Origin of the sequence: Diaphorobacter sp., assembly GCF_050251835.1 — a bacterium.
Taxonomy (GTDB): domain Bacteria; phylum Pseudomonadota; class Gammaproteobacteria; order Burkholderiales; family Burkholderiaceae_C; genus JBFXIE01.
In genome coordinates, this window is sequence record NZ_JBFWLZ010000010.1 from 27470 (window position 1) to 46075 (window position 18606).

Below are 18606 nucleotides of genomic sequence, written 5' to 3' on the forward strand. Positions count from 1 at the left end.
TGCGCTCGCCCCGTCAGGACGGCATCACCTTCCAGCTCGTGCCGTCGAACTGCTGGATGCGCATGTCCGGTATCGGGTGAGGGCGGGCGTCGCTGGTCTTGACACGCAGGCCCGGCAGCATCATGGGCAAATCCATGTCCAGGCGGCGCGACTGCCGCATGATGTTCTCGCGCGAGAGGTCGTTGCCGCACTGCTTGAGCAACTGCACTGTCACTTGCCCAAGGCAGGCACCGAGCACGGTGAGGTACTCCTTGGCCGCGCCTTTGTTGTATTTGTCCATGAAGGCATGCCAGGCCAGGACACCAGGGTCGTCCTTCCAGGTCGGATCGCTCGGATCCTTGAGGAACGCGGCGCTCATGATGCCCTTGACCTTGTCCAGCCCCACCGGAGTCAGCACCGCGGGCACCGAAGATGCGCTCGGGTTGATGTAGATGGCCGGGCGCCAGCCGATGTCGTGGGTCTTGCGCAGCGACTGGAGGGTGGCTTTGGGCGAACCCCACGCCACCAGCACGTCCGCGCCCGAGGCATGCATGGAGACGATCTGCGAGTCCACCGTCGGATCCGACACTTCATGCGACTCTTCGCTGATGAGCTTCTTCCCGGCGGCAGCCAGAACCTCCTTCACGCCACGCAGCACATCCTTGCCGGCGTCGTCGTTCTGGTAGAACATGGCGATCTTCGCGTTGGGCCGCGTCTGCAGGATGTGCCTGGCCAGGATGCGCCCTTCGTCGGTGTACAGGGGCAGCCAGCCCATGCTCCAGGGGAACTTAGCCGCATCATCCAGCCACGTGGCAGAGCCGGACGAAACGAAGAGTTGCGGTACTTTGGCGTTGTTGAGATAGCTGCGCGACGCCAGCCCAGTGGACGAGCCTATCTGCGCCGCGAGAAAAGCCACCTGATCGCGCTCCACCAGGCGGCGCGATTGCTCCAGGGTTTTCGGCGGGCTGTAGCCATCGTCGGCCAGCACCAGCTTGAGCTGGCGCCCATTCACGCCGCCCTCGGCGTTGACCAGGTCAAACCATGCAGACATGGTCTTGCCGACGACGCCATAGCCTGCGGCCGGGCCGCTGAGCGGCCCGGTCGAGCCGATCTTGATCTCGCGATCCGTCACGCCCGGGGTGCCTGCGCCCTGCGCGCGGACCAGGCCAGAAACGCCGGTCAGCATGGCGCCGGAAAGCATGGTGATGAATTGTCTTTTTTGCATGATGTCTCCTGTGGTGGTGGTGAGATGAATGGATGGGTGAACCCTGCTTGCGGTATCAGGCCGTCTTCCCTTGCAGGCGCAGCACGGCTTCGCGGATCAGCGGCATGCGGTCGTTGCCGAAATACATGTCGGTCTTGTCCACAAAGATGGTCGGCGAGCCAAAGCCGCCGCGCGCGACCACCTCATCGGTGTTGGCCTTGAGCTGATCCTTGATCGCCTGCTCGCCGATGCCTGCAAAGAATGGGGCGGGATCGATGCCAATGCGCTGGCACACATGGGTCAGCACCGAATCCTGCGAGATGTCCTGGTCCTCGCCCCAATAGGCTTCAAATATGGCGCGGGCAAACGGCACCATGTCGTTGCCGAGCCAGACGCAGCCGCGCATCGCCTTCACGCTGTTGACGGGAAACACCGTCGGCGGCATCTTGATCGCAAGCCCCGTCGAGCGGGCCCAATCTGCCAGATCCTTTTTCAGGTAGCGGGCCTTCTGCGGCACCGGCGTCTCGCGCGAGGCGTAGACGGTCGGATTGATCGTGTTGAAGATGCCGCCGACCAGGATGGGCCGCCATGTGACCTCGACGCCCAGTTCGTCGGCGAGCGGCTGGATGTTGTGGAAGGCGAGATAGGTCCAGGGGCTGGAGCAGTCGAAGAAGAATTCGATCATGGTGTTTCTCGCTGGTTGTTGGGCGACATGCGGTGTGCCATCTCCTTGGCCTTCTGGCCGAACATGTTCTTTCTTGCTTCGTCGTCCAGCGGCTCCTTCTCGAATTTGCCGACCGCCAGTCCCGCCTGCACTTGCGGCCGGGCGCGCACGCTGGCGTACCAGCGCTTGATGTGGGGAAAATCGTCGAGCGTGAAGCCTTGCGCCTTGTGGGTCATGGCCCAGGGAAAGCAGGCGATGTCGGCGATGCCGTACTCGGCGCCGGCGACATAGGCGCCGGTCTTGCCGAGCTGGGTATCGAGCACGCGATACAGCCGCGCCGCTTCGTCGCGGTAACGCTCGATCGCGTAGGCGATCTTTTCCTGCGCATACAGCGCAAAGTGACCATGCTGGCCGAGCATGGGCCCCAGTCCGCTCACCTGCCACATCACCCATTGCATGGTTTGGGTGAAGCCGCGCAGATCCGTGGGCAGGAAGCGGTTGGTTTTCTGGGCCAGATAGACCAGGATGGCGCCGGTCTCGAACACCGAAAGCGGGCCGCCGCCGTCGAGCGGCGCATGGTCCACTATGGCCGGAATGCGGTTGTTCGGGCTGATCGCCAGAAATTCCGGCTTGAATTGCTCGCCAGCGCGGATGTTGACCGGAGTCACCGTATAGGGAAGTCCGAGTTCCTCAAGCAGGATGGAGATCTTCCAGCCGTTGGGTGTCGGTGCGTAATGCAGGTCAATCATGGCGAATGACGCTCCTGGCGAGCTGCGGATCGACATCACGCCATGACTTGCAGTCACCCGTGGCCGGCCCCCTGACATTCCAGGCTCCCGTCGCGCGGCTTTCTCGGGTTGACGACATCATGCGCAGCTCTTCGAGGGTTCAAGGCGTCAGCGCGGCGCCATGCGGAGGGCCCCATCCACGCGGATGGACTCGGCGTTCATGTAGCCGCAAGTGACCAGAAACTCGACGGCCTGCGCGAATTCATCGGGGTCGCCCAAACGCTTGGGAAAGGGCACGCTGGCCGCCAGCGCTTGCTTGACGTTGTCCGGCAGGGCCAGCAGCAAGGGGGTGCCGAAGATCCCCGGCAGGATGGTGTTGACGCGAACGCCTTCGTCCATCAGGTCGCGTGCGATCGGCAAGGTCATGCCCATGACGGCGGCCTTGCTGGCGGCATAGCTGGCCTGGCCGACCTGGCCGTCCACCGCAGCGGCCGAAGCGGTGTTGACCACGACGCCGCGGTCGCCGTCGGCCAGCGGTTCCAGCGCCAGCATGCCCGCCGTCGATTTGGCAATGCAGCGGAACGTGCCCACCAGGTTGATCTGCACGATGCGGTTGAAGCGATCCACCGCACTCGGGCGGATCTCACCCGTTTTCCGATCGCGGCTGACAGTCTTGACGGCGTCGGCCGTGCCGGCGCAGTTGACCAAAACGCGTTCCTGCCCGATCGCGGCGCGGGCCTTGGCGAAGGCTGCGTCCACCTGCTCCTCGGACGTTACGTCCACGTTGCAGTAAACGCCGCCAAGCTCGCTGGCCAACGCCTGGCCGACGGCTTCGTTCATGTCGAAGATGGCGACCTTGACGCCATGGCTGGCCAAACGCCGGGCCGTGGCGGCCCCCAGGCCGGAAGCCCCCCCGGTGATGACGGCAGAAATGCCGGAATTGAGTTGCATGGTTTTTCCTTGAAGATGACAGACAGGCGTTATTGGCCGGTGAATTTGGGGGTGCGCTTGCCCAGGAATGCCGCTTGCCCTTCCAGGTTGTCGGCCGAACGCAAAGCGACAACGAAATTGCGCTTCTCATGCTCCAGGCCCTGCGCGAGCGGGGTTTCAAAGCTGGCCAGGGCCGCATCCTTGGCCAGCGCCACGGCCAGCGGCGAATTGGCCGCAATCCGGCTGGCCATCGCCAACGCCGTCGGCAGGGCCTGGCCGTCCGCCGTCACTTCGGCGACGATGCCGACGTCGCAAGCCTTGCGGGCATCCATGAAATCGCCGGTCAGCAACAGCGCCATGGCTTTGGACTTGCCGATGGCATGAATCAAGCGCTGGGTGCCGCCCGCACCGGGGATGGCGCCCAGCTTGACTTCCGGCACGCCGAACTTGGCGGACTCGCCCGCGATCACGATGTCGCAGGCCAGCGCCAGTTCCGTGCCGCCGCCCAGCGCGACCTTTTCCACCGCCGCGATGACGGGCTTGGGGAAGCGCCCCAGCGCCGCAAAGAAGTCCCAGCCGGTCGCCGAGCGGTCGCCCAGCAGCGGCGCGGCGCGCAGCACTTCAAAGGCCGTGATGTCGGCGCCCGCGCAAAACACGCCCTCGGCGCCGGTGATGACGACGACCCGCACGACATCGTCGTCGCGCAGTTGCGCAAGCTGTGCGGACAGGCCATCGAACACCGCGCGGTTCAGGCTGTTCTTCGCACGCGGGCGGTTGATGGTCAGGGTGACGACGGCGCCGTCACGGCTGACGAGCACTTCACTGGCTTCGCTCATGGTGGCCCCGCTCATGCAAGCCGCTCGATGATGGTGGTGTTGGCCGTGCCCGAAGCCTCGCAGATGGTTTGCAGGCCATAGCGGCCGCCCCGGCGCTCCAGTTCGTACAGCAGGTCGGTGAGCATGCGCGCGCCGGTGGAACCCAGCGGATGGCCAATGGCCATCGAGCCGCCGTTGACATTCAGGCGGTCGTCCGGGATGCCGAATTCCTGCTGGAACATCAGCGGCACGCCGCCGAAAGCCTCGTTGACTTCGAACAGGTCGATGTCGTTGATGGTCAGGCCCGATTCCTTCAATGCCTTGCGGGTGGAGTCGAGCACGGCGGTGAACTGGATCACCGGGTCGGCGGCGGCCACGGCGGTGCTGACGAAGCGCGCACGCGGCTTGAGGCCATGCTTTTTGGCATAGGCACGGCTGGCGATCAGCAGTGCGGCGGCGCCGTCGCTGATCTGCGACGAGTTGCCGGCGGTGGTGGTGCCGTTGGCGGCAAACACGGCTTTCAGCGTGGCCAGCTTCTCGGGGTCGGGGTTGGCGCGCACGCCCTCGTCGGCGGCGACGACGGGGCTGTTCGGGTCGGCCGGGTCCTCGGTCAGATGCACCAGTTGATCCTTGATGCGACCGGCCTGAATCGCCTCGGCGGCGCGCTTGTGGCTGCGCACGGCGGATGCATCCAGGACTTCACGGGTCAGGCCGAAGCGCGAGTTCAGCAACTCCGACGAAACGCCTTGCGGTATCAGCGGGTTGTCCTGGTAGCGCGCCAGTTCGCGCGGGCTGTATTGCGCGCCCAGCGGCGCGCCGGGCTTGAACGACGGCGGCAGCGGCGCCTGCGACATCGACTCCACCCCCCCGCCGATGGCCAGCTGGTAGGCCCCCGCCTGGATGCCATGCACGGCAAAACTCACCGCCTGCTGGCCGGAGCCGCATTGCCGGTCCACCGTCACAGCCGGGACGGATTCGGGCAGCCCCGCCGCCAGCACGGCATGGCGGGCCAGGTTGCCATGCTGCTGGTCCCACTGCAGCACACAGCCGACGATCACGTCGTCCAGATCGGAGGGGTTGACGCCGGACTGTTCGACCAGCTGGCGCAGCGTCTCGGCCATCAGATCGACGGGGTGCCATTTTTGCAGGCGCCCGCCGCGCTTGCCCACGGGGGTGCGCAGCGCGCCGACGATCACGGGTTCATGGTCATTCATGTGGTTCTCCTGGTAAGAAACTGGGGGTCATGCAAAGCGGGTGTCAGGCGGAATAGCGGTCTGCCTGCTCGACGCGTATGCGCTTCTTGTCGAGCTTGCCGACGCTGGTCTTGGGGATGGCCTCGACGAACAGAACCTGATCCGGCCACTGCCACTTGGCGAAGGCGCTGCCCAGGTGCTCCTTCAGTTGTTCCTGGGTCGCCTGCTGGCCGGGCTTGAGCACCACCAGGGCCAGCGGCCGCTCCTGCCACTTCGGATGCGGAACGCCGACCACGGCGGCGTCGCGCACGGCGGGGTGGCCCATGAGCAGGTTTTCCATGTCGATGGAAGAAATCCATTCGCCGCCGCTCTTGATCACGTCCTTGATGCGGTCGGTGACCTTGAGGTAGCCGTTCTCGTCCACCGTGCCGACATCGCCCGAGCGCCACCAGCCACCCTCCAGGAAGCGGTCTGCGGAATCGGGCATGTCGTGGTAGCTGGCCGTGATCCAGGGGCCGCGCACGCAAATCTCGCCCGCCGACTTTCCGTCATGCGGCAAGTCCTTGTCATCGGCATCGAGGATGCGGATGTCCACCCCGGTCAGCACCAGACCCTGCTTGCGCTTGAGGTTCCAGCGCTCTTCCTCGGTCAGGCGCTTCTTGAGCGTGGACTTGAGGCGGTTCATGGTCACCAGCGTCGTGGCTTCGGTGGCACCGTAGCCGTGGACCACCTCGGCACCGGTGAGTTTGTAGAAACCGATCATCATCGACAGCGGCGGCTCGGAGGCGCCGGACAGCATGCGCATGCTGCTGAAGTCCGGCTTGACCGGCATCGTTTCGATGTACTGCAGCATGGGCTGAAAGATGGCCGGTGCGCCGTTGGCGACCGTCACGCCCTCGGCGATCATGGCGTCAACCAGGGGCTTGGTGTCCTCGGCGACATAGCGGCCCGGCAGCACGATCTTGTCGCCCAGCAGCGTGGCGGCCTGCGGCAGGCCCCAGCATTGCCCGTGGAACATGGGCGTGATGAGCATCACGCAGTCGCTCAGCGTCATGCCCAGATTGGTGGCCATGCCCGTGGAGTGCAGGTAGATGCAGCGGTGCGAGTAGTACACGCCCTTGGGCTTGCCCGTGGTGCCGGTGGTGTAGCAGGCGCTGTAGGCCGAGGTTTCGTCGATCTCGGGCCAGTCGATCTTGGGGTCGGCGGCGGCCAGCAGGTCTTCGTAGTGCAGCAGCGGTTTCAGCGTGGTCTTAATCTGGTCCAGCGGCTTGTCGGTCATGACGATCCAGCCCTTGATCTGGGGCGAATTCGCCGCGACGGATTCGGCGATGGGCAGCAATGATTCGTCCACGCATACGTAGGACACTTGGCTGTGGCCGACCACGTAGCCCAGGTCTTCGGCGCCCAGGCGCAGGTTCATCTGCAGCATGACCGCGCCCAGGCCAGGGATGGACCAGTACAGCTCGAAATGGCGTCGGCTGTTCCAGTCCAGGATGCCGACCCGGTCGCCAGGTTCGACACCGAGCGCGCGCAGCGCATTGGCGCTGCGGCAGACGCGCGCGTAGCAGTCGGCATAGGTGTAGCGGTCCCAGCCGCCATCGGGCGTGCGGTAGACGATCTCCTGGTCTCCGTGGGTGCGCGCGGCGTGCCGGATGAGCGTCGTGGTGTTGAGCTGGCGGTCGTTGCCCGAGGTAGACGGGCAGCCGCGCACGATCTTGGTGGTGTTGGTCATTCTCTGGTCTCCTATGTGGTTGCGTTGAGTGCCTGGAACCGTGGGGCCGGGGCCGCCTCGATGGCGCCGGAGGGGGTGGTCTGGTAGATACCCCGTGCCGCGTTGTGCGGATGCCGCGCCGCCTCGGCCAGGCTGAGCACGGGCGCGAAGCAGGCGTCGCTGCCTTCGAGCAACGCGCACCAGTGCGCCCTGGGTTGGCTGCGGATGAGGGCCGCAATGCGCTCCTTCAGCGCTGGCCACGTCGTCGTGTCGTACTGGTCGGCAGGGTTCACGTCCGTCAGGCCCAGCTTCGACAGCAGCAGTGCGTGGAACGCGGGCTCCACCACCGCGAGGCTGATGAAGCCGCCGTCGGCACAGGCGTACACGTCATAGAACGGCGAATCGTGAAACGGGCTCGGCTTCGTGCCGTCGATCTGCCCATTGGCGCGAATCCAATGCACCAGCGTGCCCATCATGGCCACGATGTCGATGATGGCGGCATCCACGACCCGGCCGCGGCCACTGCCCCTACCGTTACCGCGCGCATCGACCAGCGCGCAGGCGACACCGAAGGCCATGCCCAGCGCCCCGGCCGCGTCCCCGAGCACCGAGGGCGGCACGATGGGCATCTGCCCCTTGCGGGCCGACAGCGACAGCAGGCCCGTCAGCGCCACGTAGTTCAGGTCGTGGCCAGCGGCCCGGGAGAGCGGGCCGTCCTGGCCCCAGCCCGTCATCCGGCCATAGACCAGCTTGGGGTTGCGCGCCGCGCATTCGGCGGGGCCGAACCCCAGCCGTTCCATCACGCCGGGGCGAAAGCCTTCGATCAGAACGTCGGACTGGCCGATCAGATCCAGGGCGCGCGCCTTGCCGCCGGGCGACTTCAGGTCGGTGATCTCGACCGTCTTGCCCCGGTGCAGCGGGTTGGCCGCCGCCCCGCCCAGCGGCTGCGCCCCGGCGGCCTGCTCGGCCCGTGTCAGCGCAATCACCTCGGCACCCATGTCGGCCAGCATCATGGCGGCCAGCGGGCCCGGCCCGATCCCTTCGAACTCCACCACACGGACGCCGTGCAGTGGCTTTTGCAGCATGTGCGAGGCGTTCACAGCTTCCTCGCAATCAGTTCTTTCATGACCTCGTTCGCGCCGCCGTAGATCTTCTGCACGCGCGAGGTGGTGTACATGCGCGCGATCGGGTATTCGTACATGTAGCCGTAGCCGCCGAACATCTGCAGGCACTCGTCCACCACGCGGCACTGCTGCTCGCTGCACCACCACTTGGCCATGTACGCGGCTTCGGCGTCGAGCTTTCCGTCCAGCAGCCGCTGGATGCAGTCGTTGACGAAGGTGCGCACCACGTGAGCGGTGGTGGCGATCTCGGCCAGCTTGTGGCGCGTGGTCTGCATCTCGAACAGCGGTGCGCCGAAAATCTTGCGCTCCTTCGTGTATTCGACGGTGAGTTCCAGGGCCCGGTCGATGATGGCCGCCGCAGGCACGGCGATGGTCATGCGTTCGTAGGGCAACTGGCCCATCAACTGCTTGAAACCAAGCCCTTCGACGCCCCCCAGGACTTGATCGACCGGCACGCGCACCCCGTCGAAGAAGAGTTCGGCGGTGTCCGACGCATGCAGGCCGATCTTGTCGAGCAGGCGGCCCACGCGGAACCCTGGCAGGTTCTCGGTCTCCACCACGATCAGCGAAAGGCCTCGGCTGCCCGCCTCGCCGGTGCGTGCGACCACAATCAGCAGATTGCAGGTGTAGCCGTTGGTGATGAAGGTCTTGGCACCGTCGATCACGTAGTGGTCGCCATCACGGCGCGCGCGGGTGGCGATGGCCTTGAGGTCCGTCCCGCAGCCGGGTTCGGTCATCGCAATGCCGAGCAGCATCTCGCCGCTGCTCAGCTTGGGCAGCCAGCGCTGCTTCTGCTCCTCGGTGCCGTAGTCCATGATGTAGTGCGCAGCGATGCTGTTCACCTGGACGTTGTTGGGCATTTCCGCTCTGGTCAACTCATCCTGTACCACCAGCTGGTAGGCAATGCTGGCCCCGGTGCCGCCGTAGGCTTCGGGCATTTCGGGCAGCATGAACCCCATCTCGCCGAAGGGCCGCCAGGTCTCGCGCGGGACGTAGCCCTGTTCGCGCCAAGCGGGCAGGTGCGGAGCCATCTCGGCGGCGATGTAGCGGCGCACCTGGTCGCGAAAGGTCTCGATGTCGCTGTCCATCCAGGGTTGACGGTGCAATTGCGGCAGCATGGGAGCGCTCCTCAGAAGGTTTGTACGATGAAGGTTTGAAAACTTGGCCAGCGATGCGGCCCCGGGTCATGCCCGCATACCCACAACGGGGCGGGCGAAGCGTCGAATCTCTGCGTTCTCAGTCTGTCCAGGGCATATGGTCGGCATTCAGCCCGTGCGCGTCTTGCCCGCCAGTGCATGGCAAGTTGACTTTGCGTGTGCAAGGGAAAGCCCGGCTGACTCGACCGGGCCGATGGCGGAGCCGTGAGCAGTCATGCCGCGTGCATCGCTGGGCGACACTCCAAAGCGTTGTTTGAATGCGCGGCAGAAATGGCTGGTGGAGTTGAAGCCCCAGTGAAAGGCGATCGCCGAGACCTGCAGATGCCGGCAGACCGGGTCAACGAGTGTCCGCCAGCACGCTTGCAATCGGCTTTCCAGGATGTGGCCGACCACCGTGGTATCGCCCTGCGCAAACAGCGCATGAAGGTAACGCAGTGAAATACCGTGCGCCGCGGCGATGCGTGCCGGACTCAGGTCATCCTCTTGAAAATGCTGGGCGATGTAGGCAAGTACTCGTTCGCGCAACGCGGCCATGGCCGTGAATCGAGTGGCGCTCTCCGGCTCTGGCAGCGCAATGTCCAGAAGCCCGATCACCGTGCGGCAAAGGGCGACGTGGGCGGAGGGCGGCACGGCGCCGATCTCCTTTGCCAACCCCATCAGGTGTTGGCTGAGCAGTGAGCCCACGCCTGTGTGACTGTCAATGCGGCAGGCTGCGGGCGGCTGCTTGCGGCCCGGTAGATGCTCGCGCATGAGCTGCCAGGGAATCATCAACGACACGCTGTGGGTTCGTTCCAGCACCTCATAGTCTTGCCGCTGATCGGTACGCCAGAGGAACATGTCGCCCTCGCAGATTGGCGTGTCCCACTGCTGCAACTGTACTCGGCCGCTCAGGTTCAGCTGCAGCCCCAGGCAGAACTCATCGTCGAATGACGAATGTCCAGGAGGAGACTGCTCGACGCAAGCACCGGTCACGGTGCATACCAAGGAGGCTCCGGCGAGTTCGTGTCGCCGCAACTTCGCCTGGAATGCAGCAGGCTTCGCCGGGGAGGAAAGACTCCAGCGCTGGAAGGAGTCCTTGAGGATCGCTTCCGTCGCATCTATCCTGCCCTCGATGGGCGCATGGTCGATGGACCATTCCATGGGTGACTGTTGCAGCACTTGTCGTCTCCTGAATCTGCCCCCAGACGCCGCAGCCCATCGGGACCGGAGCGTCGACACCGTGGCGTGCTTTCGTGCGGCGCTCAGGGTACCCAAGGCATACAGGCAATCGTAGGCAGCGGTGCTTGGCGCGGCAATGACGGATGGTCTCGATCAACTGACAAGGCACCTCTTTCGACGGATGGGGGAGCGAGGCAACCCCGCAGCCGAGCGGCCCTGCGCTAACCTCCCGGCATCGACGGCGAACTGAAGATGCAAGGAGACGATGATGGATCTGGGTGCAATGCTGGCAGGCAAGCGGGTGCTGGTCACGGGGGCCTCGTCGGGCCTGGGCGAGAACTTCGCTCGGCTGGCTGCTGGTTGCAAGGCCAAGGTAGTGATTGGGGCGCGGCGCAAGGCGCGGCTCGACAAACTCGCCCAGGAACTCGAAAAGCTCGGTTCGCCTCAGGTCACGGTGCTGGAAATGGATGTGGCTTCCGAGCAGTCCATCGACGACGCCTTCGCCGAGATAGACGCCTCGGGCACCATCCTCGACGTGGTGGTTAACAACGCCGGGGCTTCCAACGACGCCTTGTCGCTCACGCTGCCTGTGTCCGACTTCGACTCGCTGATGGAGACCAACGTGCGCGGCGTGTGGCTGGTGGCCGCGCGTGCCGCGCAGCGCTGGGTGGATGCGGGGCGGGGAGGCTCAGTCATCAACATCGCATCGATCCTGGGCGAACGCGTGATGCCGGGCGCCATGCTGTATGCCACGTCCAAGGCTGCAGTCGTGCACATGACCAAGAGCCTGGCGCTCGAATGGGCGCGCCACGGCATTCGCGTCAATGCCATCGAGCCGGGCTACATCGACACCGAGATGACCGATGCCATGTGGGATACCGACCATGGCAAGGCGCTTATCAAGCGCATCCCGATGCGCCGCCTGGGTAAGCCGGAGGAGCTCAACGGTCTGTTCCTGCTGTTCGCGACCGAGGCCGGGTCGTGGATGACCGGCGCCTGCGTGCCAGTGGATGGCGGGCATCTGTGCTCGTCGCTTTGAGTGCGACCGCGTCGAAGCAGCGCTACGTTTTTTGGGTGCGCGAACGATAGACGCCTGGCGTGCTGCCGGTCCATGACTTGAAGGCCCGCTGGAAGGCGGTGCCGTCGGCGAACCCCAACTCGGCGGCGATGGCGCTCAGCGCGGCATCGGTGCTGGTCAACCGAACGATCGCCATGTCGCGCCGTAACTCGTCCTTCAGCACCTGAAAGGACTTGCCCTCCACGGCCAGATGCCGCTGCAGTGCGCTGACCGACATGTGCAAGCGCTGCGCGGCGACAGTCAGATCGGGCCACTCCGGGCACGCTTGCTGCAATAGCGCGCGCACCCGCGCGCTGGCTGTCCGCTCGATTAGACGCGGGCCGATCAGGTTGCCCGGTGTGGCACGCAAAAAGGTCTGGAGCGCGGCGGTGTCACGGCGCATCGGCTGCGTGAATGCGGATGCCTCGAACCAGACCGCCGACCGCGCCTGCCCGAACCGCAACGTGCCCGAGAAGATTTGGGCATAGTCTGCGGCACGCGGCGGTGGCTCGAAGGCAAAATCGAGCCCTCTGGGCACCAGTCGGCCGCCGTGCAGCCATACCAGCAGACGCCAGAAAACGCGCAACAGCAGCCCGTGCAGGAAGTCTGAATGTTTGCCCAGGGCGTGGCGCACGTCCAGAGCAGCACCCTTGAGCAAGCCATCAGAGACGGGCACAAGCGCCACGTCGTCCTGCAGCAGGGCGAAGGATGCACTCACGCGCTGCAAGGCGGCTGCCAGCGTCTTGGCCCCGAGCGTAGAGCGAGCCATCAGCGCAAAGCTGCCGCAGCGCAACGGCCGACCGTGTAGATGGCCTAGGCATTCGTCGTCCAAGCTGTTCTTCACGGCACTGAAGAGTGCGATGTATTGCTCTATGGTCACACGCGACTGCTCCAGATGCAGCAGCGACTCGGCGATGCGGGCCTGCGCCAGAACGCCATCCAGCCAGGACTCGGTGGCCAGTCCTTTGCTGCGCGCGCCGTCGAGCAGGCCATGCACGGCAAAAACAGGAACAGTGACGACGGGTTTCAACATGGTCAAAGGGAGCAACGATAGCTGGCGCTGAATCCGAAATTACACCAAGAAAACGGCCCGCTAACGATGTAGCGTCCGGCTGCGGTCAACCGGATTTTGCCTTGTGCATACAAAGTCAACTCGCCATGCACTGGCGGGCAAGACGCGTATGTGCCGAGTGCCCAGAATACCGCTTGGTAGCACACCCAGGGACGACCCGTGGACGTTCGGCATCGATGCATTCGCATGAATGCTTCTTCGGCAACGGCATGTCGGTGTGCTCACCCGAATAGCCCAGCAACCAGGAGAGAGTGAATGTCTGTCTGCGCCGTGCCTTTGCGCAACATGCTGATTGATGCGGTGATGCGCGAACGTCGTTCCGTGCGCGCCTTTCTGCCGACCCCGGTGTCGCAAGAAGCGGTGGCCCAGATTCTGTCGGTGGCAGCCAGCGCGCCCAGTGGCACCAACACCCAGCCGTGGCATGTCATTGCCGTGGCGGGCGAGGCGAGGAAGCGCCTATGCGACCGTGTATTGCACGCCTTTCACCATGAAGAGGGAGAGCACCAGTCCGAATACGACATCTACCCGGCCGAGTTCTTCGAGCCCTACCTGACCAGGCGGCGTCGGTGCGGTTTCGCTCTTTATGCCGCAGTCGGAATCTCCAAGGGAGATACGGATGCCATGCGCGCTCAACATGCACGCAACTTTGCCTTCTTCGATGCGCCGGTCGGTTTGATCTTCACCTTGGACCGGCGCATGGTGCAGAGCAGTTGGGTGGACTACGGGATGTTCTTACAGAACATCATGCTGGCGGCCCGCGCACGAGGCCTGGATACCTGTTCGCAGATGGCGTGGACCCTTTACCCGCGCCTTCTGGCTGAAGCCCTGCAAATCCCGGACGGGCAGATGGTCCTGTGCGGCATGGCACTGGGCTATGCCGACCCGGCGGCCGTGGTGAACCGCGTGCGCACCGAGCGTGAGCCGGTCGAGAACTTCACACGCTTCAGCGGCTTCTAGAAATCTTGTCATACCAACTAATCGCGTCGTAAGCCGCCTGAGAAATTCAGCCGCCCTGAAGCGGTTGATCGACCGGGCCTTGTCCTGGTGGGTAGGGTCATGCATGGATGTATGCCCTATGGGGCAGACGGGTTGAACCCACAAAGAGGAGTAAGCAATGTCTACCTACGCCGCGCCCTTGCGCGACATGCTGTTCACGATGAAGGAAGTCGGAGGCCTGGATGCGATCTGTGCCCAGCCGGGCCATGAAGAAACCACGCCCGACCTGGTCGAGGCCATCCTGCAGGAGGCTGCCCACTACGCCACCGGCGTGCTTGATCCGCTGAACCGCACCGGCGACGTGCAGGGCGCGCGCTGGCACGACGGCCAGGTCACGCCAGCCGATGGCTTTCGCGAAGCCTGGGCCAGCTTCTGCGAGAACGGCTGGAACGGCATGCCCGCTGCCACCGAATGGGGCGGCCAGGGCCTGCCCACGCTGGTGTCCACAGCCGTGCTGGAGATGTGGAAGTCGTCCAACCTCGCGTTCAGCCTGTGCCAGATGCTCACGCTGGGCGCGGTGGAAGCCATTGCGCACCATGGCAGCGACGCACTCAAGCGCCGCTTCCTGGAGCCCATGGTCGCGGGCCGCTGGACCGGCACCATGAACCTCACCGAGCCCCAAGCAGGCTCCGACTTGGCCGCGCTGCGCAGTCGCGCCGTGCCCGAAGGCGACCATTACCGCGTCAGCGGAAACAAGATCTTCATCACCTGGGGCGAGCACGACATGGCCGAGAACATCGTCCACCTCGTGCTGGCGCGCCTGCCCGATGCACCGCCCGGCGTGAAAGGCATCTCGCTGTTCCTGTGCCCGAAGTACCTGGTCAACGACGACGGCTCCCTGGGCGAACGCAACGACCTGGCCTGCACCTCCATCGAGCACAAGATGGGCATCCACGGCAGCCCCACGGCGTCGATGAGCTTTGGCGACTGCGGGGGCGCGATCGGCTACCTGGTCGGCGAGCCGAACCAGGGGCTGGCCTGCATGTTCACGATGATGAACCATGCGCGGCTGAACGTCGGCCTTGAAGGCGTGGGCATCGCCGAGCGCGCCTACCAGCGCGCACGCGCCTACGCGCTGGAGCGGGTGCAGGGCAAGCCACTGCTCAGCGGCAGCACCACCATCGCCGGCCACCCGGACGTGCGGCGCATGCTGATGGACATGAAGGCCCGCACCGAGGCCATGCGCGCATTGGCCTATTTCTGCGCCGGCCAGATGGACCGCGCCGCAGGCCACGCCGACGCGCAAGAGCGCGAGCAGGCGCTGGCCCTGGTCGGCCTGCTGATCCCGGTGGTCAAGGGCTGGTGCACCGACAGCGCACAGGGCATCACGTCCGATGGTGTGCAGGTGCATGGCGGCATGGGTTACGTCGAGGAAACCGGCGCCTCACAGCACTTGCGCGACGCGCGCATCACGACCATCTACGAAGGCACGACGGGCATCCAGGCCAACGACCTGATTGGCCGCAAGCTGGCGCGCGAGGGCGGGCGCACGCTGAAGGCACTGCTGGGCCGCATCGACGGCGATGCGCGCCGGTTGGCCGAGATGCCCGATGCCGCGCTGGCGCAGATCGGCGGCGTGTTAGCGGCTTCGGCGCGTGCGCTGGGGGACGCGGCCGACTGGCTGCTGGCCCACGACGACCAACCCGCGCAGTGCGCGGCGGGCGCCGTGCCCTTCTTGCGGCTGGCGGGCACGGTGATCGGCGGCTGGCTGTCGGCGCGCATGGCCGAAGCCGCCACTGCGCAACTCGCGGCGAGATCTGGCGATGCGGGCTTTCTCGGCGCCAAGCGTGCCACGGCCAGCCACTACGCAGCGCATGTCCTAGTGCAGGCGCCGATGTTGCGCGACATCGTCACGGGCGGCGCCGCCAGCACGCTGGCCCTGGCGGATGATCAACTCTGAATGATCCTGAAAGGAAACCCTCCCATGAAAATCCTGGTTCCCGTCAAGCGGGTGGTTGACTACAACGTCAAGGTCCGCGTCCAGAGCGATGGCAGCGGCGTGGACATCGCCAATGTCAAAATGAGCATGAACCCCTTCGACGAGATTGCCGTCGAAGAGGCTGTGCGGCTCAAGGAGAAAGGCGCGGCAACGGAGATCGTCGCCGTCTCGTGCGGCGTGTCCCAATGCCAGGAGACGCTGCGCACCGCCATGGCCATCGGTGCCGACCGCGGCATCCTGGTCGAGACCAATGAAGAACTGCAGCCGCTGGCCGTGGCTAAGCTGCTCAAGGCCCTGATCGACAATGAACAGCCCGGCCTCGTGATCCTGGGCAAGCAGGCCATCGACGACGACTGCAACCAGACCGGCCAGATGCTGGCGGCGCTGGCCGACCTGCCGCAAGCCACCTTCGCCTCCAAGGTCGAGATCGCCGGCGACAAGGCAGCCGTGACCCGCGAAGTGGACGGCGGCCTGGAAACCCTCAGCCTTACGCTGCCCGCCGTCATCACCGCCGACCTGCGCCTGAACGAGCCGCGCTACGTCACGCTGCCCAACATCATGAAGGCCAAGAAAAAGCCGCTGGACACCGTCAAGCCCGAAGACCTCGGCGTGGACGTGGCCCCGCGCCTGAAGAACTTGAAGGTCAGCGAACCCGCCAAGCGCGGCGCCGGCGTGAAGGTGGCCGACGTGGCCGCCCTGGTCGAGAAACTCAAGAACGAAGCGAAGGTGATCTGACATGACCGTACTCGTAATCGCTGAACACGACAACGCGACCATCAAGGGCGCGACGCTCAACACCGTGACGGCCGCCGCAGCCTGCGGCGGCGACGTGCACGTGCTGGTGGCCGGCCACAACGCCGGCGCTGCCGCACAGCAAGCCAGCCAGATCGCCGGCGTTGCCAAGGTCATCCACGCCGACGGCGCCAGCCTGGCCCACGGCCTCGCCGAGAACGTGGCCGCCCAGGTGCTGGCACTCCATGGCAGTGGTGCCGGCAACTACAGCCACATCCTGTTCCCCGCCACCGCCAGCGGCAAGAACGTGGCCCCGCGCGTGGCTGCCAAGCTCGACGTCGCCCAGATCAGCGACATCACCAAGGTCATCTCCGCCGATACCTTCGAGCGCCCCATCTACGCCGGCAACGCCATCGCCACCGTGCAGTCTGCTGATGCCGTGAAGGTCATCACCGTGCGCACCACCGGCTTTGACGCCGCCGCCGCCACGGGTGGCAGCGCCGCTGTCGAAACCGCTGCTGCGGCCGCCGACGCTGGCAAGAGCAGCTACGTGGGCAGCGAGATCGCCAAGAGCGACCGCCCCGAACTCACCGCCGCCAAGATCATCGTGTCTGGTGGCCGTGCGCTGGGCAGCAAGGAAAAGTTCGACGAAGTCATCACCCCCCTGGCCGACAAGCTGGGCGCTGCCATCGGCGCCAGCCGTGCTGCCGTGGATGCGGGCTACGCCCCCAACGACCTGCAAGTGGGCCAGACGGGCAAGATCGTCGCGCCGCAGTTGTACATTGCCGCCGGCATCTCGGGCGCCATCCAGCACCTGGCCGGCATGAAGGACTCCAAGGTGATCGTGGCGATCAACAAGGACCCCGAGGCCCCGATCTTCAGCGTGGCCGACTACGGGCTGGAGGCGGACCTTTTCGCAGTTGTGCCGGAATTCGTCAAGGCCTTTTAAATTGGATGAGATACACCATGGAGCTTCGGCATTTACGTTGCTTTATAGCGGTGGCCGAAGAACTTCACTTCGGCCGCGCAGCGGAAAAGCTGCACATCGATCAGTCCCCTTTGTCGCGCACCATCAAGGAGATAGAGGAAGAGCTCGGGGCGCAACTGTTCACGCGAACCACGCGAAGCACCCGCCTGACCTTTGCCGGAATGGCATTCCTGGAGCGGGTGCCGCGAATCTTCGAAGCTCTGAAACAGGCGTGTGACGGCGTCAAGTCCGCCGCCAGTGGGTTTCAGCGACAGTTGCGCATCGCTTTGTCCGATGGCATCACGCCCTCGCGAATGCCGACGCTGCTGGCACAGTGCCGAGCGGAAGATCCAGAGATTGATGTTCGGCTATTTGAGGTGCCGTTGGATCAACAGATCAAGGGTCTGCACGATGACCTGTATGACGTCGGCTTTTCGATGGCCGAAGAGGTGGGCGACGGCATTGTGGTCAGGCCTGCATGGGAAGACGAACTGATGGTGGCGGTCCCAGCTCGCCATCCTGTTCTGGCCCACAAGCACGTGCCGTTGGAAGAAGTGTTGCGCTATCCGCTGGCGCTATGCGATCCGGCGATATGCGAAGGCCATGCACGCCAAGTTGATCGCGTTTTGCAGCGCTACGAGCAACAGCCACTGATCGCCCAGCGCGTGGCGTCCTATGAGGTGATGATGACCTTGGTCTCAGCCGGATTGGCGCTCGGTTTGGCGGGCGCCGCGCACATTGCATCCGGCCGTGGGCCAGGTGTTGTGGCCCGGCGCTTGGCGGGCAAGCCGCAGATGCTGGCCACGTATCTGCTGCACCGTGACGTGGAGCCCTCCGAAATGCTGGCCCGGTTCATCGAACGAGTGGCCTCCATTGATTCGGCGGATGGCTCCAGCGCCGCCGAGGACTCCTGATCCACCTGCTGAAAGGACCCAAGCCATGACCCGATTCCTGCCGCTGCTGATGGTTGCCGCACTGACGGGCTGTGGACCATCCCAACCGACGGAAACCGTGGACTTCCTCGTTGCCCATCCCGAGCGCCTCAAAGAAGTCCAGCGCCTGTGCAAGGAAGACCGCGCGAAGGCAGGAGAAGAACTCTGCCGCCGTGCGGCCGAAGCCGCCAACCGGCGTTTCTTCGGCGATCGGCCGGAACAGCAATCCAAATAGCGCCCCGCGCCGT

At 65.0% G+C, this 18606-nt stretch carries 18 protein-coding genes; 7 read left to right on the forward strand and 11 right to left on the reverse strand.

The window, feature by feature from the left end; translation table 11 throughout:
* Positions 1-13: 13 nt before the first annotated feature.
* The 10 genes from AB7E35_RS05540 to AB7E35_RS05585 all read right to left on the reverse strand — a co-directional run bounded on the left by AB7E35_RS05540 (position 14) and on the right by AB7E35_RS05585 (position 10645).
* Complete coding sequence (locus tag AB7E35_RS05540; RefSeq protein WP_016452536.1) at positions 14-1204, reverse strand: ABC transporter substrate-binding protein; 1191 nt, start codon at positions 1202-1204, stop codon at positions 14-16.
* Between the two features lie 55 nt (positions 1205-1259).
* A complete protein-coding gene (locus tag AB7E35_RS05545) occupies positions 1260-1868 on the reverse strand; it encodes a 2-hydroxychromene-2-carboxylate isomerase (protein ID WP_016452535.1) in 609 nt (202 codons plus the stop codon).
* Positions 1865-2596, reverse strand: coding sequence for a glutathione binding-like protein (locus tag AB7E35_RS05550; RefSeq protein ID WP_016452534.1), 732 nt, complete (start codon positions 2594-2596; stop codon positions 1865-1867). The genes AB7E35_RS05545 and AB7E35_RS05550 overlap by 4 nt, the downstream gene beginning before the upstream one ends.
* A 147-nt stretch (positions 2597-2743) precedes the next feature.
* Positions 2744-3526: an SDR family NAD(P)-dependent oxidoreductase gene (locus AB7E35_RS05555; protein WP_016452533.1), complete on the reverse strand. Its 783-nt coding sequence runs from the start codon at positions 3524-3526 to the stop codon at positions 2744-2746.
* A gap of 29 nt (positions 3527-3555) precedes the next feature.
* Positions 3556-4341 (reverse strand): enoyl-CoA hydratase/isomerase family protein, encoded by a 786-nt coding sequence (locus AB7E35_RS05560; RefSeq protein WP_223275149.1) that lies wholly within the window; start codon positions 4339-4341, stop codon positions 3556-3558.
* Positions 4342-4352: 11 nt separating this feature from the next.
* The gene (locus AB7E35_RS05565) at positions 4353-5534 is read right to left on the reverse strand and encodes a thiolase family protein (RefSeq protein WP_016452531.1); all 1182 of its coding nucleotides are present in this window, start codon (positions 5532-5534) and stop codon (positions 4353-4355) included.
* A 43-nt stretch (positions 5535-5577) separates the two neighbouring features.
* Entirely contained in the window at positions 5578-7245 is a 1668-nt protein-coding gene (locus AB7E35_RS05570) for a long-chain fatty acid--CoA ligase (RefSeq protein WP_016452530.1), read from the reverse strand.
* Between the two features lie 11 nt (positions 7246-7256).
* A complete protein-coding gene (locus AB7E35_RS05575) occupies positions 7257-8309 on the reverse strand; it encodes a CaiB/BaiF CoA transferase family protein (RefSeq protein WP_016452529.1) in 1053 nt (350 codons plus the stop codon).
* Positions 8310-8320: 11 nt separating this feature from the next.
* Positions 8321-9466, reverse strand: a complete 1146-nt coding sequence (locus AB7E35_RS05580) for an acyl-CoA dehydrogenase family protein (RefSeq protein ID WP_016452528.1) — start codon at positions 9464-9466, stop codon at positions 8321-8323.
* A 147-nt stretch (positions 9467-9613) separates the two neighbouring features.
* Positions 9614-10645, reverse strand: coding sequence for a helix-turn-helix domain-containing protein (locus tag AB7E35_RS05585; protein WP_017405984.1), 1032 nt, complete (start codon positions 10643-10645; stop codon positions 9614-9616).
* A 286-nt stretch (positions 10646-10931) separates the two neighbouring features.
* On the opposite strand from AB7E35_RS05585, the gene AB7E35_RS05590 reads away from it, so the two are divergent.
* The gene (locus AB7E35_RS05590; RefSeq protein ID WP_016452526.1) at positions 10932-11702 is read left to right on the forward strand and encodes an SDR family NAD(P)-dependent oxidoreductase; all 771 of its coding nucleotides are present in this window, start codon (positions 10932-10934) and stop codon (positions 11700-11702) included.
* Between the two features lie 22 nt (positions 11703-11724).
* On the opposite strand, the gene AB7E35_RS05595 is transcribed toward AB7E35_RS05590, so the two are convergent.
* Positions 11725-12753: an AraC family transcriptional regulator gene (locus AB7E35_RS05595; RefSeq protein ID WP_016452525.1), complete on the reverse strand. Its 1029-nt coding sequence runs from the start codon at positions 12751-12753 to the stop codon at positions 11725-11727.
* A gap of 294 nt (positions 12754-13047) precedes the next feature.
* Between AB7E35_RS05595 and AB7E35_RS05600 the strand changes: the two genes are divergently transcribed.
* The 6 genes from AB7E35_RS05600 (at position 13048) to AB7E35_RS05625 (ending at position 18593) form a co-directional block, all read left to right on the forward strand.
* On the forward strand, positions 13048-13749 hold the full coding sequence (locus AB7E35_RS05600; RefSeq protein WP_016452524.1) for a nitroreductase: 702 nt from the start codon (positions 13048-13050) through the stop codon (positions 13747-13749).
* 157 nt (positions 13750-13906) lie between these two features.
* Entirely contained in the window at positions 13907-15688 is a 1782-nt protein-coding gene (locus tag AB7E35_RS05605) for an acyl-CoA dehydrogenase (RefSeq protein WP_016452523.1), read from the forward strand.
* Between the two features lie 24 nt (positions 15689-15712).
* The gene (locus tag AB7E35_RS05610) at positions 15713-16462 is read left to right on the forward strand and encodes an electron transfer flavoprotein subunit beta/FixA family protein (protein ID WP_026382504.1); all 750 of its coding nucleotides are present in this window, start codon (positions 15713-15715) and stop codon (positions 16460-16462) included.
* Between the two features lies 1 nt (position 16463).
* Positions 16464-17408, forward strand: a complete 945-nt coding sequence (locus AB7E35_RS05615; RefSeq protein WP_026382503.1) for an electron transfer flavoprotein subunit alpha/FixB family protein — start codon at positions 16464-16466, stop codon at positions 17406-17408.
* Positions 17409-17425: 17 nt separating this feature from the next.
* Positions 17426-18340, forward strand: a complete 915-nt coding sequence (locus AB7E35_RS05620) for a LysR family transcriptional regulator (protein WP_016452520.1) — start codon at positions 17426-17428, stop codon at positions 18338-18340.
* A gap of 25 nt (positions 18341-18365) precedes the next feature.
* Positions 18366-18593, forward strand: a complete 228-nt coding sequence (locus AB7E35_RS05625; RefSeq protein WP_016452519.1) for an EexN family lipoprotein — start codon at positions 18366-18368, stop codon at positions 18591-18593.
* Positions 18594-18606 lie beyond the last annotated feature (13 nt).